Origin of the sequence: Kribbella qitaiheensis (assembly GCF_014217565.1) — a bacterium.
Taxonomy (GTDB): Bacteria; Actinomycetota; Actinomycetes; order Propionibacteriales; family Kribbellaceae; genus Kribbella; species Kribbella qitaiheensis_A.
Window position 1 is genome coordinate 1,140,513 of record NZ_CP043661.1, and the last position, 13,784, is coordinate 1,154,296.

The window sequence follows — 13,784 nt, forward strand, 5'->3', positions numbered from 1 at the left end:
ATCGAGCAGTGAGCAAGCGGGTCGAGCAGAGGACCAGGACTCGGGAACGGGTCGCAGCGGAGCTTGCCGCTCAGCAGCGGGCTGAGCGACGGAGGCGGCTGCTGCTGGCCGTCGGCGCCGTCGTGGTCGTCGTGGTCGTGATCGGCGGCCTGGTCGCCATCCGCCTCGCCGGTGGCGAGAAGAAGACCGCCACGGGACCGACCGGCACCGCCGACAGTTCGCTGATCACCACGCTCGCGTCGATCCCGGCAGCCACCTTCAACGCGGTCGGCACCGGCGACGTCCAGGGCGGTCCGTCGCAGATCACCGCGCCGGCACTGACCGAGGGCGGCAAGCCGAAGGTCCTCTACATCGGCGCCGAGTTCTGCCCGTACTGCGCTGCCGAGCGCTGGCCGGTCACGGTGGCGCTGTCGCGGTTCGGGACCTTCAGCGGCCTCGGTACGACGCACTCCGCTGCCGACGACGTGAGCCCGAACACGCCCACGCTCTCCTTCCACGGTACGAAGTTCAGCAGCCAGTACCTTGCGTTCACCGGCGTCGAGACCACGACCAACGAGAAGGTCAACGGCCAGTACGCCCCGCTGGACACACCGACGGCCGCCGACCAGAAGACCTTCGACACGTACAACAAGCCGCCGTACGTGCAGAGCGCCGGCTCGATCCCGTTCGTGGACCTCGGCGGGACGTTCGTGTCCGCGGGCGCGACGTACAGCCCCGATCTGCTGGCCGGGAAGACCCAGACCGAGATCGCGGACGCGCTGAAGGATCCGTCGAGCCCGATCGCCAAGGCCATCGACGGCTCCGCGAACCTGTACACCGCAGCGCTCTGCAAGCTCACGAACAACCAGCCCGCCGCGGTGTGCTCGACCGATGCCGTTACGGCCGCGGCCGGCAAGCTCGGGAAGAGCTGAGCATGAGCGCGTCCTCGCGGCAGCGCTCCGAGGAGGTCCAGTCCACGGCAGCGCCGCTGGGCTGGCTCCCCTGGGCGACGCTGGTGGTGTCGATCGCGGGCGTTGCGGTGGCCGCGTACTTGACGTACGAGCACTTCACAGCCGGTACTACGCTCGCCTGCCCGAACACCGGCGTCGTCAATTGCGCCAAGGTCACCAGCAGCTCGTACTCGAAGCTTGCAGGGATCCCGGTGGCGGTGCTCGGGCTGGGGTTCTTCGTGGCGATGGTCGTGCTGTCACTGCCTCCACTGTGGCGGACGGCGTCGCCCTGGCCGAGTCGCGCTCGCCTGGCCGCGGTGGTGGTCGGCGTGGTCTTCGTCTGCTACCTGATCTGGGCCGAGCTCTTCCAGATCAACGCGATCTGCCTGTGGTGCACCGTCGTCCACGCGCTCACGATCGTGTTGTTCGGGCTCGTCGTGATCCGGCAAGCGCTCCCGCCGATCGAGTCCTGACACCGAGAGCCCCTGCTGCAACGGGTTAAGGGTGGGCACATTCGCCCCCCGGGGCTACTTCGCGTGTCCACCCGTCAAACGCTGCGTCGGAGCTGGTGCCAGCCGCGACTGTGAGCTTCAGCGGCCCGTCGTGTGGTCGATCTGTTCGCGGAGGATGTCGGCGTGGCCGGCATGGCGGCCGGTTTCCTCGATCAGGTGCACCAGCAGCCACCTCATCGACGGCGGCTCTTGGTTTCGCACGGTTCGGGGAGCGGGAAGGCCTAGGTCTGTGTAGGTCGCGATGACTTCGTTCGATCGGGTGATGGCCTCTCGGTAGGCCGCGGTCACGCTGTCGATCGTCTCCATCGGGTCGGGCCGCATGGTCCCGCCCCAGTCGCGGACCTCTTCGCCGAGGAGGTAGAACCGCTCGACGTACGTGAGGTGTTTGACCAAGCCGAGGACGTTGGTGCCCGACCGTACGCCGGCTGTTCGGATCTGCGGCTCTGGTGCTCCCGCGGCCTTGTTCGCGATGGCCTCGCGGAGGTAGTCGAGGAAGGCCAGCAAAGTGGCCTTCTCGTCACCGTCCACTCGCGGTGGACCGGTGTCGCGTTTACGCCTTCGCGTCTGGCTGGTTGGCATCTTTCGGCCCTCCGGTTCTTTGAACGACGAGGACGTTGTCCGTGACGGTGGCGGTCTGGCCGCCGGGGCCGGTGGCTTCACGTCGCGGACTGTCGGCTCGGAGTACGGGCCACTGTCCGGGGTCGAGATCCAGCCCGGCGGCGATCTCGGTCGGGGTCGGGAAGTGGATGTCGGGGTCCTGGTTCCAGGACCAGGGAGCGATGGAGCCGTGGTCGACGATCAGGAGCAGTCCGCCAGGGCGAAGCGCTGCCGCGGCGGTGCGCAGGAGCTGGCTGCGCTCCAGGGCGAACGGGCTTTGCAGGTACTGCGCCGAGATGAGGTCGAACCTCCCGTCGGGGAAGGTTCGGGTCAGGTCGTGTTGCTCCGTAGTGACCTGGTCCGCGAGGCCTTGTGCGCGGGCGTTTTCGAGGACCTCTTCGACAGCGGTGGTCGAGATGTCGACGGCGGTGACGCGCCACCCGTGCTGCGCGAGCCAGATGGCGTCACCGCCCGCGCCGCAGCCCAGGTCCAATGCGGCGCCGGTGGACAACGGTTCGGCGGTTTCGACCAGCAGCGGATTGGCTCGCGCGCCCCAGGTGCGCAGGGGCTGGTAGTGCTTGTCCCAGAAGAGTTGGGCTTCGTTCATTCGATCTACCTCCTTGGCTCTGTTCGAGGATGGCCAGGGCGGGTGCCTTCTTGCAAGAAAAGTTGCGGATCCGCATGATGGGCTTCATGAGTAGGACTGAAGAAGACGTTCTCGCCGGAGTCGGGCCACGGCTGCGAGCCTTGCGCCGGGCGCGTGGGGTGACGCTGGCAGACCTGGCGGCGGAGACCGGTATTACCTCGAGCACGCTGTCGCGGCTGGAGAACGGGAAACTCCGCCCGACGCTGGAGCAGTTGTTGCCGTTGGCAAGGGCACATGGCGTGCCGCTGGAGGAACTGGTCGAGGCGCCGCTGACCGGCGACCCACGCATTCATTTACGACCAGTACGGCGCTTCGGGCTGACTGTCGTGCCGCTCACCAGACGGCCCGGCGGGATCCAGGCGTACAAGGTGATCTATCCGCCGGCGGGCCGATCACGCCTGACGAAACTGCAGACCCACGAGGGATACGAATGGTTCTACGTCCTCAACGGACAGGTCCGCTTCATCCTCGGTGAGCAGGACCTCGTACTGGGTACTGGCGAAGCCGCCGAATTCGACACCCGGGTCCCGCACGCGATCGCCAGCGCCACCGATCAACCCGCCGAATTGCTGACCCTCTTCGGGCCCCAGGGAGAACGCGCCCACCTGTCGAAGGCCCACCACTGACACACAGCAGGGCGCGGCCGCGCGCGACGTACGGCGAACAGCCTCGCCACTGGTTCGGTGGCGAGGCTGTCGGCGGTCTGGCCTAGGGCCGGATGTTGTGGTTGCCTGCGAAGAGATTGCCGGGGTCGTATTGGCGCTTGACCGCAGCGAGACGCTGATAGGTCTCCGCCGGATAGACCGCGGCGACATCCTCATCGGTGGCGGTAGCGAGGAAGTTGCCGTAGGCACCGTTGACGTGAGGTGCGAGCCGCCCCCAGATCGCCGCCAGTGCGGGGAATGCGGCCTCGACCACCGGAGCCGGTCCGAGAACGGTGGTCATGAACATCAACTCCGCCTGGCGATGCGCGTAGGCGGTGGCGCCTTCGGGCACCCGGGACACCGCTCCCCCGACGCTCCGCACGGCGATGAACGGCGGTCGTTCCGACGCCCCGACCTCGGTGAGGATCCGCAGAACCTCCGACACCGATTCCTTGGCGGCGAACCCGCTGCGGGTGAACACCCGGATGCCGGGCGGCGGAGCCATTCCTTCCTCGAGCGTGTCCGCGAGAGGCTTCAGTACGACGTCGTCGGCGATCACCGTTCCCAGCCGGCGAATCGGATCGATGGCCTGGGCCGCGAGCTCCGGGTCATCGCCATCGAAGGCAACCTGGATCTCCACCGGCGCATTGGCTCCGCCGGCGAAGGGATTGGCGAAGCTCGCGATGGAGGTGAGCTCCTCAGGCGCAGTACGGAGATAGTCCGCCCAGCCCTGCAGTACTCCGGCCGCCTCCGTCGCCGGAAACGCGATCTTCCCGTGGAAGACCTCCGTCGTCGGGTGTGCCACGAAGTCGAAGGCAGTCACGACGCCGAAGTTGCCGCCGCCACCCCGGATCGCCCAGAACAACTCTGGGTTCTCATCGGCGCTGGCGGTCACGACCTCGGCGTCGGCGGTGACAACCTCCGCCGCGACCAGGTTGTCCAGCGTCAGGCCGTACTTCCTGACCTTCCATCCAATTCCGCCCGTCAAGGTCAGCCCGCCGACACCGACGCTCTTGGTGTCCCCGGACGAGATTCCCAGTCCATGGGGGGCCAACGCGTTCGCGACCTGCCCCCAGACAGCGCCCCCGCCAACCCGTACGACGTGACGCTCTTCATCAACGATCTCCACGCCCGCAAGCTCACCGAGATCGATCACCACACCACCGTCGTTGGTCCCGAACCCGGCGAACCCGTGCCCGCCTCCGCGCACAGCCAACGAAAGCCCCGAGGCCGCGGCGAACTTCACCGCCGCTTGCACATCCCCGACGGTCTTGGGTCGCAACACATACGCCGGGGTGCCCGCGAACAGCACCGATCCACTCACCGATTCGTACGCCGGTGCACCCGGCTCGATCACGTCTCCGCCAAACTCACGACGAAGCTCTTCCACTCCTGAACTCATACTTTTCCTCCCACACGGCACCCTCGTCGTTCGAGGCAGAGACCAAGGTCTCCGGCCGCGTTCCGTCATCGCGTGTTCTCCTGTCGAACATCCGACGACAGAGCCCTACCTTTTGTGACATCACCGCCGAGATGAACTGCGCCAACGCAGTACGAGAGCGCCGTGCCGAGCTGCGCCAACGCAGTACGAGAGCGCCGGGCTACGCCGCGCGCTCAGGCCGGGTCGACAGCGCGGGTGACGACCCAGCGGTGCGGGGCGATCGGGCGCGTGCGGGTGAAACCGTGATTCTCGAAGGCGGCCATCGGCCCGGTGTGCAGGAACGATCCCGACACCTTGCGATCGTCGGTCTCCTCGGGATAGCCCTCGACCGTACCGCCGCCCAGGCGCGCGATCTGAGCCAGTGCCCCGCCGAGTGCGGCATCCGCCACCCCGCGGCCACGCAGGCCTTTGCCGGTGAAGAAGCAGGTGATACGCCAATCAGGCAGGCTGACCAGGCCCTTCTCGTACAGGCGACGGCTCTTGATCTCGGGCAACTCCGCCGGGCTGCCGAACTGGCACCACCCCAGGCACTCGTCTCCGGAGAACACCAGCGCATTGTGAGTGCGGCCCTCGCGGACCCGCTTCTCCTTCTCCGCCCGGTTCTCGGCCGCCGTCCGCCCCTTGCCGAGCTTGACGTGGAAGCCCACACACCAGCAGCCGCCCCAGACGCCGTTGTTCGCTTCCACCAGCCGCGCGAACGCCGGCCAGGTCTCATCGGTCAGCGCGCGGACCGCCAGCGCGGCAGTCCCGTCCGCCGTCGTCGATTCACCCATGCCCACCATGTCAACACGCTTCCGCCGATCTGTCCCGGATATCCGCCCGGTGCGCCAGCTAAGGACCCGGAACGCTTGGTCCTGGGTACGTGGCGAGATCCTCCGGTGACTCGGTCAGCGGTCACTTGGTGGTGGGCCGTTTGCGTCGCTTTCCGGCCAGGGCGTGACTGCCATCGCAGAGGGGCTTGAGTGCGGAACGGCCGCAGCGGCACAGGGCGATCGTCGCCCGGCCGGGGTCGATCACGGCGCCGGTCTCATCGCGCAGTTCGAAGGCACCCCTGACGAGTAGCGGCCCATCCTGGTAGGCACGAATTACGGCACCTTCGGTGTTCGTCGACTCACTCATGCAGCGCCGGTACCCGCCGTCAACCGTCGTAAAGGGGCTCGACTTCGCGAGTTTGTCGCCGGGGTACAGCCCACTCAGAGTCACGCCGACCGGGGCGGACCTGGACTGGGAGGAATGGCAATGGCTGCCGATGTCGTCGATCTGATCATGCAGGATCACCGCGAGGTCGAACGGCTGTTCGACGAGCTGAAGAACCACCCGGAGAAGCGCGTCGGACTCGTGCCCGTGCTGACCACCTTGCTGTTCGCGCACAGTCGCGCCGAAGAGTCCGAGGTCTATCCGGCGGCCGCCGCGGAGGCCGATGAAGCCGACGAGGTCGCGCACAGCCAGGAAGAACACGTCGAAGCGGATCAGCTACTGGCCAAGCTCGCTGCCACCGATCCCGAGTCGGCGGACTTCGACAAGGCGCTCCGCAACCTGGTCGACGCGGTGACCCACCACGTCGAGGAGGAAGAGACCAAGGTCCTCCCTGGCATGAGCGCCAACCTGAGCCAGGAACGGCGTCTCGAGCTGGGTGAGGCCTTCGCGGCCAGCCGCAAGGAACACCTCGGCGAGCAGCCGGACGACATCACCCGCGACGAGCTGCTGCAGCAGGCCCGCAACGCCGACGTCTCCGGCGTCTCATCACTCGGCAAGGACGCCCTGCAGAAGAAGCTGCAGCAGGAGGCAAGCGAGTAAGGCCTCTAGTCGAGCGCTACGGGATGTCGGTGGTCGCCGACCTTCAGTACCCGGACCCGTCGGCGGCGGTCCACGTCGACGCGTCCGGGCTGCCCGGCCAGTCGTCCAGGACCAGTGACTTCCACGGGTGCGATGGGTGGGCCTCTATCCCGCTGTATCTGTAGTGGAACACACGACCAGACTGCGGCCCTTCCTCGTGGCAATAAGCCGGTAGATCCCATCACGCCGGCAAGCGACAAGAGGCTATGACTGCCCGTCCGCTCATGCCAATGAGGGTGTGTCCGGTTGGGGTTGGCGTCGCGCGCCGCGTGTGGTCGCCGAAAGGCGTGGCTTGGGTTGGTCGCGGTCAGGTGGTGGCCTGGAGGAGTTGCTGGATTCGCGTGACGACGAGTTGTGGTTGCTCGGCCTGGATGAAGTGCGCTCTGTCCAGCGGGCTGGAGTTCACCACCACGCAGCTGTGCGCCCGTATGCCCGACGTGTCAAGAGTGACCGTGTACCGGCAGATCGCCCTGCTCGTCGACGGGAGTTTCCTGGAGGTGGCCGGCGAGCAGCGGGTGCGCGGGGCCGTCGAGCGCCGGTACCGACTGCGCCGGCACCGGCCCGTGATCGACGCTGACGCGACCGCCGCGATGACGATGGAGGACCACCGCCGCGGGTTCGCCGCCGCCATGGCCGTTCTGATCGCCGAGTTCAACGCCTACCTCGACCGCGACGAGGCCGACCCGGCCGCCGACGGGGTGTCCTACCGGCAGGGCATGCTCTGGCTCAGCCCCGACGAACTCGCCGAGATGACCCGCAAGATGCTCGGGGTCCTGCGGGACTCGGTCGCCAACGAGCCCACGCCCGGCCGAGCGCCCTATCTGCTCAGCCCGATTCTCTTCCCCACCGCGCCACTCCAGCCTGAAACCACGCAATAGCCGACCTTCGCCACCGTCCCCACCTGCGCGGCCCCGGATCCGTGATCCGGCCCAGACGTTCCAGCAATGATCGCCACCGAACACCATGGCGCGGGCAACACACGCTCATGCCGCTGTGAACCGCACACGGCCGGCAAACCCACCGCCACCGGCCGAACGACAACGGATGCCTGAGCCTGAGCAGGTTTCGCGGCCGGAACACCTGATGCGTTGGACGACAGTGGCGCGACAATCATGGCGCCGAAACAAGCAACGGACACCACCACAAACGATACGGTCGCCGTATTTATTGAATACTTTCGGAAATTCAAGGGCGCGTATCGACGCGCACCTCTACTTCCACAACCTCCGCGCCCAGATCGACGAACAACCCCGACGCATCGTGGTCGCGCCGCTCCCACTCGACTCGCGACACCACGGCCAGCCCACCGCTGCACCGCCCACGAACCGTCATCAAATTCACCGCCCGCCCCGCACCTGCGACGAGCTCCACCGCGACGCTCGCCTCGCCAGGAAAGGAGGCGACCGTACAGCGACCCACCGGCCGGCGCACACCGTCGATCCACAGAACTACATCGACCAACGGCATAAACACCCGATCCAAGCCCTCGAACTCCGAAAACGCCGCATTCCGCTCGAGCTCCGCGACGCTGAGCCGCCATCCGGCCGGATCATCCACGAGTTCCCGGGTGGTCCCGGCCCCGTTGCGCCAGGCGATGGCCTCGACAAGCTCCGGCCTCAGCACCCGCACCGCACGGTGCGGACGTGAGCCAGCAGTCATCAGCGCTCCTACCGACGTCGTCCGGAACCGGACGGCCAGCCTATCGCGGTACCGACCTACTTCTTGTTGCTCACGGCAACGACTGCCGCACGACCCGAGCCTGGTGCTGCTGATATCCTGAAGCAATCGCATGAATTGCCACTGCGATTCGCGCGGTCTCCCTGTCCCGCCAGAACTTCCAGACCTCCCAACAATCACTCCCCCGGCCGCCGCCAGCGCTGGAAAGCGCGGTCCCGACAGGGCCGCCGAAGAATCGAGACGGTTGAGTCCGATCAGCGGTTTCAACCCGCTGGCCCACGGGTAGGTCGGAGTGGAACTCGGGGAGTGGAAAGACTGTGGGACCGGAAATGGGAGGGAACCCTTGTCAACGCGGTACCCGTCGGCTCGAGCTGCCGACAACCGAGGGCACACGATGCCAACTGATGGACCGTCCGTTTCCCCCGAGGAGCTGATCTTCCGAGCCGGATAGCGAACCCTGATGGATGCATACGCCCTGCAACGAAGCTGGGACCAGGTCACGAAGCACGGTGAACAGGTACCGCTGTACTTCTACTCGCACCTTTTCGTGTCTCACCCCGAAGTGCGGTCGATGTTCCCGCTCTCCATGTCGAACCAGCGAGACAAATTCGTCGGCGCACTCGGCAGAATCGTCAGCCACGCCGACCAGCTCGACAAGGATTCGACCTTCCTGCAGCACCTCGGCCGCGACCATCGCAAGTACGCCGTCGTCGCGGAGCACTACAACGCCGTCGGCGCCTCGCTGTGCGCGACCCTGATGCATTTCCTGGGGCCTGAGTGGGACGAGGAACTCGCCGCGCAGTGGACGTCGGCCTATCAGGTGGTCGCGCGGATCATGGTCGAGGCGGCGGAGACGTCCTCGGAGTCCAGCCCGGACTGGTGGGACGCCGACGTGGTCTCTGCCGAGCGGCGGACGATGGATCTCACCCTGCTGACGGTCCGGCCGAGGCGCGCGTTCCAGTTCCTTCCTGGCCAGTCGGTTTCCATGGAGATTCCCCAACGACCCCGGCAGTGGCGATACTTCAGTCCGGCCAACGCCCCACGTCCGGACGGTTCCATCGATCTGCACGTGCAACAGATCGACGGTGGCCTGGTGAGCCCTGCCGTGGTGCGGTCCCTGAAGACCGGCGACGTCGTGAAGCTGGGGGCGCCGGTCGGCGACCGGCTGACCCGGCGCGCCGGCGACAAAAGGGAACTGCTACTGGTCGCCGGTGGCACCGGCCTCGCTCCGCTGCTGGCCGTGCTGGAGCAGATCGACCATGAGTGGCAACGATTTCAGATCGGACCTCTGGTCCATCTTCTCCACGGTGTCCGGATGCCCTGGCACCTCTACGACCGGCCACGGCTGCGGGAGCTGGCGCAGAAGCGGCCCTGGTTCGAATACACCGAGGTCGTGTCCGACGACTCGTCCTATCCCGGAACGCGCGGGAAGGTCGGCGCGGTCGCAGCCCGGCAGTCGACGTACGGGCGCACTGCGATGGTGTGCGGCGGCCCGCAGATGGTCGCGCACACGCTGGAGCAGCTGGCCGTCGCCGGCATGCAGCCCGAGGACATCAAGTACGAGCACTTCTACTACGCGGCCGCCGGCGAGCACGCCGTCGGGCCGGGGTTACCAGGTCAGGAGACAACCAGTGACGACGAACAACCACCGCCGCGGCACTTCGCATCAGACCCCCAGATCGATCCGCGACGAGGCGTTCCGGCGGCGGATGTGGGGACTCGACTCGGGCAGGGTCTACGGGTACCTCGATCAGCTGGCTGATCAGATACAGGCCACCGAGCGGGAGCTCAGTGAGAGCCGGGCCAGGAACCAGCGTCTCCAGACCGAGCTGCAGCGCGGGCGGGCGGAGCTACAGCGCGTTCAGGCGGAGCTGGACCACCACGAACAGACCGGTGACCGCGTGAACGAACAGGTCGTCCAGATGTTCAGCCAGGCACAGCTCGTCGTCGAGGAGATGGTCCAGGACGTCAGCCGGGACGCCCGCGAGCGCATCGGCCAAGCGCGCGCGCACGAGCGCCAGATCGTCGCGGAGGCCATGGACACGGCCGGCGAGCAGGTACGTTCGTACGCACAGTCGGCTCAGGCGCAGATGCAGTCGATCGTGAACTCGTTCGCCACCGAGGTCGACCAGCTCGGGAGCACGCCTGAGCCCGGCCGGTCCGGCACCGCTACGCCGCTCCAGAAGGACCACTTGCCCGACGACCCCAGGGACTGGGGAACCCATTTCCGGGACGCCGGCCGGCTGGGATCTCCGGGCACGGACTGACCGATGCCAGCCCTTCCGAGACCCACCCGGACCGCCCCAGTCCACCAGCCGGCGACACAGCTTCGCCTACTGGTGGTTCTCCCGCTCACGGTCGTCGGACTGGCTCTGGCCGTCGGCGCGGTCGAATTCGGCTGGAACGTGCCGACCAGCCGCCCGGCCGTCGTAGTACTGAGCCTGGCGATCCTCTTCCTGACGGTGGGGATCTGTGCCCGCCTCCTCGTCGCGGTTCACGCCGGAGAGAAGCTGTTCCAGATCGGCGACAGGCCGTGGCGCAAGGCGCCACGGGCCGGCCGGCGGGCATCATCAGGACCCGGCCGGATCCCGTCGAGGCCCGACCAGCCGGTGCGGCTCGACCATCCGTCGAGGCCCGGCCACTCGACCAGTCCGGACCACCCGATCAGGCCCACCGGCCGGCCTGATCCAGAACGGAGTGCCGAGAGCGCCGACATCGAGGTGGTTCGGGCCGCGGCCCGGGAGTTCCTCGAGCTCTTCCACGGCGAGAGCCCCCGGGCCGAGCGGCTGGGACCGCGGATCGCCGCGGTGATGCGGGAGATCGAACTGACCGGGACCTACTGGCACACGGCCGAGGAGCTGGCTTTCGGCGCCCGTGTCGCCTGGCGCAACAACGCACGGTGCATCGGCAGGCTGTATTGGCGCAGCCTCCAGGTGCGCGATCTGAGGACTGTCTCCGGCGCCGGTGATGTCGCTGGGAGCTGCTTCGACCATCTGCAGGTGGCTCACAACGGCGGGAAGATCCGGCCGATGATCAGCGTGTTCGCTCCCGAGACTCCGGCCAGGCCCGCCCCCCGGATCTGGAATGAGCAACTCGTCCGGTACGCCGGGTACGAGCAGCCGGACGGGCGCGTCCTCGGCGACCCCCGCTACCGGACTTTCACCAGCGAACTCGTCCAGCGCGGGTGGCAACCGCCCGATGTCCCGGGAGCCTTCGACGTGCTCCCACTCGTTGTGGAGACCGTCGAGGAGGGACCGCAGATGTTCCAGCTCCCCCGCCAAGCGGTACACGAGGTTCCCCTCGAGCACCCCGAGCTGGCGTGGTTCGCCGAGCTGGGCCTGCGGTGGCACGCGGTGCCGGTGATCAGCAACAACCGGCTCGTCATCGGCGGCGTCTCCTACCCGGCCGCTCCCTTCAACGGTTGGTACATGGGCACGGAAATCGGCGCCCGCAACCTCGGCGACAGCGACCGCTACGCCCTCGTACCCGAGATTGCGGAGCAGATGGGGCTCGACACCTCGGACGAGGCGACCCTGTGGCGAGACCGGGCCCTGGTCGAGCTCAACCGTGCGGTACTGCACTCGTTCACCGCGAACGGCGTAAGCATCACCGACCACCACACCGAATCCCGCAGATTCCTTATCCACCTGGAACGAGAAGAACGAGCAGGCCGCCGCTGCCCCGCGGACTGGACCTGGATCGTGCCACCGCTGTCCGGCTCGCAAACCCCGGTCTTCCACCGCTACTACACCGCCGAAACCCAACTCCCGAACTACCTGACCGACCCCGACGCAACCCACCGCTCCCTCCAAGGCGGCCCCCCGGCCTTCCCCTAACCCCAAGCCACCTTCGAAGATGGCGTCCGCGTACTCGACTCGAGCCTGAGAGGCATAAGACCTGCGACCGCCTGGCGAGCCGGACCGAGGACTTCGATGAGATCGTGGCCGCCTCCCGCGACAGCAATGCCGACGACGAGCACGATCCTGAGGGTTCAACGATCGCGGCAGCGTTGCCATCATGGGCGGCGGAGGCTAGTTGGTCCATGGCCGGCGAGTTGATGATGTATCGGACGTCTCGGGTACCTCGTTGATCTCGTACTTCTGCCTGAACATCTGCGGGTCTCGCCGCGGTGGCAAGCAAACTCAGGTAGTGACCTTGATCGCACAGCTGCCGTCGGCTCCGACCACCGCGACGGCCCTGACCGTCGTTGCTGCGGCTACAGTGACCTTCGCGCCGCAGACCTGCTCCAGCGGACCCAAGCCCTGTTCTCCGTCAGCTGGGCAGGTCTTTTCACACGCTCGGTGCCAGACGATTGCCCGATATCGCCCCTCGGCGAGGGTCTTGCTCAGCGCGATCGGTTGTAAGTAGGACTGCTCGAACATCGTCCGCGCTGCCAGGTCTTCGATCCGCAAATACCACACGGTGCGGACAGGCGTAATGCCTTGCTGGCTGACCGTCAGCGTGCCAGGTGCCATCGCGCTGCTCGGCAGCGTGCCAGCCGTACGAGCAACGGGCTGTGGCGCCGTCGGTGCGCTCGGCTCACCCGCAACCTTCGGCGATCCGCCGCAGCCTGCCAGGAGCAAGGCTGCGGCGGACGCCACGAACAAGCGTGAAATCACTGGGCCCAGGTGATCATGGTGACCGTGTTACCGGTCTTGATCGTGCTGACGTGGGACGCCTTGGCCGCGGCCGCGTCCGTGTGGTTGTAGATCAGGGCGAGCTCGTCATAGTCGTGCTGGTTGGGGTGCTGGTTGGTGGACCAGTCGTTGGTGTAGTCCATGCAGGTGCCGAGATTGGGGTTGTTGAAGTCCTCGTCCTGGTGGTCCAGGCCGTAGGTGTGACCGACCTCCTGGCACATCACACCCTGCCGTTCCGCGGCTGGGCTGCCGGCCTCGTAGGTGTCGTTGAGCTTCACGCTGCCCTGGCTGATGTGGGTTCCGCCGGACAGGTTGATCGAGGCCAGGCCGGCCCAGCCGTTGTTACCGTAGGCGTAGTTGCACACGTGGACTTGTCCGCTGGTCATGGCGCAGCGGCGCCGGGTCCGGCTGCTTGCATCACCGGAGACGATCGCGCTTTCGACGTACGGGCTCTTGTTCCAGTCGGTCCGGGCGGTGCTCAGGTTGCCGGTCCAGTCCGAGGTGAGGCTGGATACGAGGGCCGGCGTGGCGGCGCCACCGGCGCGGGCCCAGTGGTAGCCACCCCACGAGTGGTTTGCCTGGGCAGGCAATGCGGCAGTGGCGGCTGTGACGGCGAGCGCTGCCGCGGCGGGGATGGTGAGGACGCGGAGGAGTTTCATTGGGCGGTTCTCCTTTGGACGGTCTCGCGACGGGCGGTGCGAGAGTGTCCAGGAAGTTACTACTAGGCAGCTTAGTAGACCAGACCGCAACGCAAAGGTTCTCCCTTGCGCGTCGGGCGAGGGGCAGCGACTCGCTCGAAATTGCACGCAGCGCGACCGAACCTTCGCCTGAGTTACTCTCCGACGCCGTCAGCGCCGGGCAAGCA

The 13,784-nt window shown here is 67.0% G+C and carries 17 protein-coding genes; 8 read left to right on the plus strand and 9 right to left on the minus strand.

Annotated elements, in window-relative coordinates; translation table 11 throughout:
• Window positions 1-8 precede the first annotated feature (8 nt).
• Window positions 9-911: a DUF929 family protein gene (locus tag F1D05_RS05020; RefSeq protein ID WP_185446225.1), complete on the plus strand. Its 903-nt coding sequence runs from the start codon at window positions 9-11 to the stop codon at window positions 909-911.
• Window positions 912-913: 2 nt separating this feature from the next.
• Entirely contained in the window at window positions 914-1,402 is a 489-nt protein-coding gene (locus F1D05_RS05025) for a vitamin K epoxide reductase family protein (RefSeq protein ID WP_185446226.1), read from the plus strand.
• A 117-nt stretch (window positions 1,403-1,519) separates the two neighbouring features.
• Here F1D05_RS05025 and F1D05_RS05030 read toward each other — a convergent pair whose 3' ends face one another.
• Together F1D05_RS05030 and F1D05_RS05035 are read right to left on the minus strand one after the other, a co-directional pair.
• Window positions 1,520-2,020, minus strand: coding sequence for a DinB family protein (locus F1D05_RS05030; protein ID WP_185446227.1), 501 nt, complete (start codon window positions 2,018-2,020; stop codon window positions 1,520-1,522).
• Entirely contained in the window at window positions 1,992-2,645 is a 654-nt protein-coding gene (locus F1D05_RS05035; RefSeq protein ID WP_185446228.1) for an SAM-dependent methyltransferase, read from the minus strand. Before F1D05_RS05035 ends, F1D05_RS05030 begins: the two co-directional genes overlap by 29 nt.
• A gap of 86 nt (window positions 2,646-2,731) precedes the next feature.
• Between F1D05_RS05035 and F1D05_RS05040 the strand changes: the two genes are divergently transcribed.
• Window positions 2,732-3,310, plus strand: a complete 579-nt coding sequence (locus F1D05_RS05040; RefSeq protein ID WP_185446229.1) for a helix-turn-helix domain-containing protein — start codon at window positions 2,732-2,734, stop codon at window positions 3,308-3,310.
• Between the two features lie 82 nt (window positions 3,311-3,392).
• Here F1D05_RS05040 and F1D05_RS05045 read toward each other — a convergent pair whose 3' ends face one another.
• The 3 genes from F1D05_RS05045 to F1D05_RS05055 all read right to left on the minus strand — a co-directional run bounded on the left by F1D05_RS05045 (window position 3,393) and on the right by F1D05_RS05055 (window position 5,888).
• Window positions 3,393-4,730 (minus strand): FAD-binding oxidoreductase, encoded by a 1,338-nt coding sequence (locus F1D05_RS05045; protein WP_185446230.1) that lies wholly within the window; start codon window positions 4,728-4,730, stop codon window positions 3,393-3,395.
• Between the two features lie 212 nt (window positions 4,731-4,942).
• Window positions 4,943-5,542, minus strand: coding sequence for a GNAT family N-acetyltransferase (locus F1D05_RS05050; RefSeq protein WP_185446231.1), 600 nt, complete (start codon window positions 5,540-5,542; stop codon window positions 4,943-4,945).
• Between the two features lie 121 nt (window positions 5,543-5,663).
• Entirely contained in the window at window positions 5,664-5,888 is a 225-nt protein-coding gene (locus F1D05_RS05055; protein WP_185446232.1) for a CDGSH iron-sulfur domain-containing protein, read from the minus strand.
• 120 nt (window positions 5,889-6,008) lie between these two features.
• Here F1D05_RS05055 and F1D05_RS05060 point away from each other — a divergent pair, with 120 nt between their 5' ends.
• Entirely contained in the window at window positions 6,009-6,566 is a 558-nt protein-coding gene (locus F1D05_RS05060; protein ID WP_185446233.1) for a hemerythrin domain-containing protein, read from the plus strand.
• A 43-nt stretch (window positions 6,567-6,609) separates the two neighbouring features.
• Here F1D05_RS05060 and F1D05_RS41805 read toward each other — a convergent pair whose 3' ends face one another.
• Window positions 6,610-6,738 (minus strand): hypothetical protein, encoded by a 129-nt coding sequence (locus tag F1D05_RS41805; protein WP_281388911.1) that lies wholly within the window; start codon window positions 6,736-6,738, stop codon window positions 6,610-6,612.
• Window positions 6,739-7,051: 313 nt separating this feature from the next.
• Between F1D05_RS41805 and F1D05_RS05065 the strand changes: the two genes are divergently transcribed.
• Window positions 7,052-7,483: a hypothetical protein gene (locus tag F1D05_RS05065; RefSeq protein ID WP_206686082.1), complete on the plus strand. Its 432-nt coding sequence runs from the start codon at window positions 7,052-7,054 to the stop codon at window positions 7,481-7,483.
• A gap of 307 nt (window positions 7,484-7,790) precedes the next feature.
• Here the strand turns inward: F1D05_RS05065 and F1D05_RS05070 are convergent, their stop codons facing one another.
• On the minus strand, window positions 7,791-8,264 hold the full coding sequence (locus F1D05_RS05070) for a HutD family protein (protein ID WP_185446235.1): 474 nt from the start codon (window positions 8,262-8,264) through the stop codon (window positions 7,791-7,793).
• A gap of 478 nt (window positions 8,265-8,742) precedes the next feature.
• Between F1D05_RS05070 and F1D05_RS05075 the strand changes: the two genes are divergently transcribed.
• From F1D05_RS05075 to F1D05_RS05085, 3 genes are all read left to right on the plus strand, one after another.
• Window positions 8,743-10,044, plus strand: coding sequence for a globin domain-containing protein (locus F1D05_RS05075; RefSeq protein WP_185446236.1), 1,302 nt, complete (start codon window positions 8,743-8,745; stop codon window positions 10,042-10,044).
• Complete coding sequence (locus F1D05_RS05080) at window positions 9,992-10,549, plus strand: hypothetical protein (protein WP_185446237.1); 558 nt, start codon at window positions 9,992-9,994, stop codon at window positions 10,547-10,549. The genes F1D05_RS05075 and F1D05_RS05080 overlap by 53 nt, the downstream gene beginning before the upstream one ends.
• Before the next feature lie 72 nt (window positions 10,550-10,621).
• The gene (locus tag F1D05_RS05085; protein WP_246486437.1) at window positions 10,622-12,118 is read left to right on the plus strand and encodes a nitric oxide synthase oxygenase; all 1,497 of its coding nucleotides are present in this window, start codon (window positions 10,622-10,624) and stop codon (window positions 12,116-12,118) included.
• Window positions 12,119-12,424: 306 nt separating this feature from the next.
• Here F1D05_RS05085 and F1D05_RS05090 read toward each other — a convergent pair whose 3' ends face one another.
• The gene (locus F1D05_RS05090; protein ID WP_185446238.1) at window positions 12,425-12,901 is read right to left on the minus strand and encodes a hypothetical protein; all 477 of its coding nucleotides are present in this window, start codon (window positions 12,899-12,901) and stop codon (window positions 12,425-12,427) included.
• Entirely contained in the window at window positions 12,898-13,578 is a 681-nt protein-coding gene (locus tag F1D05_RS05095) for a hypothetical protein (protein ID WP_185446239.1), read from the minus strand. Before F1D05_RS05095 ends, F1D05_RS05090 begins: the two co-directional genes overlap by 4 nt.
• Window positions 13,579-13,784 lie beyond the last annotated feature (206 nt).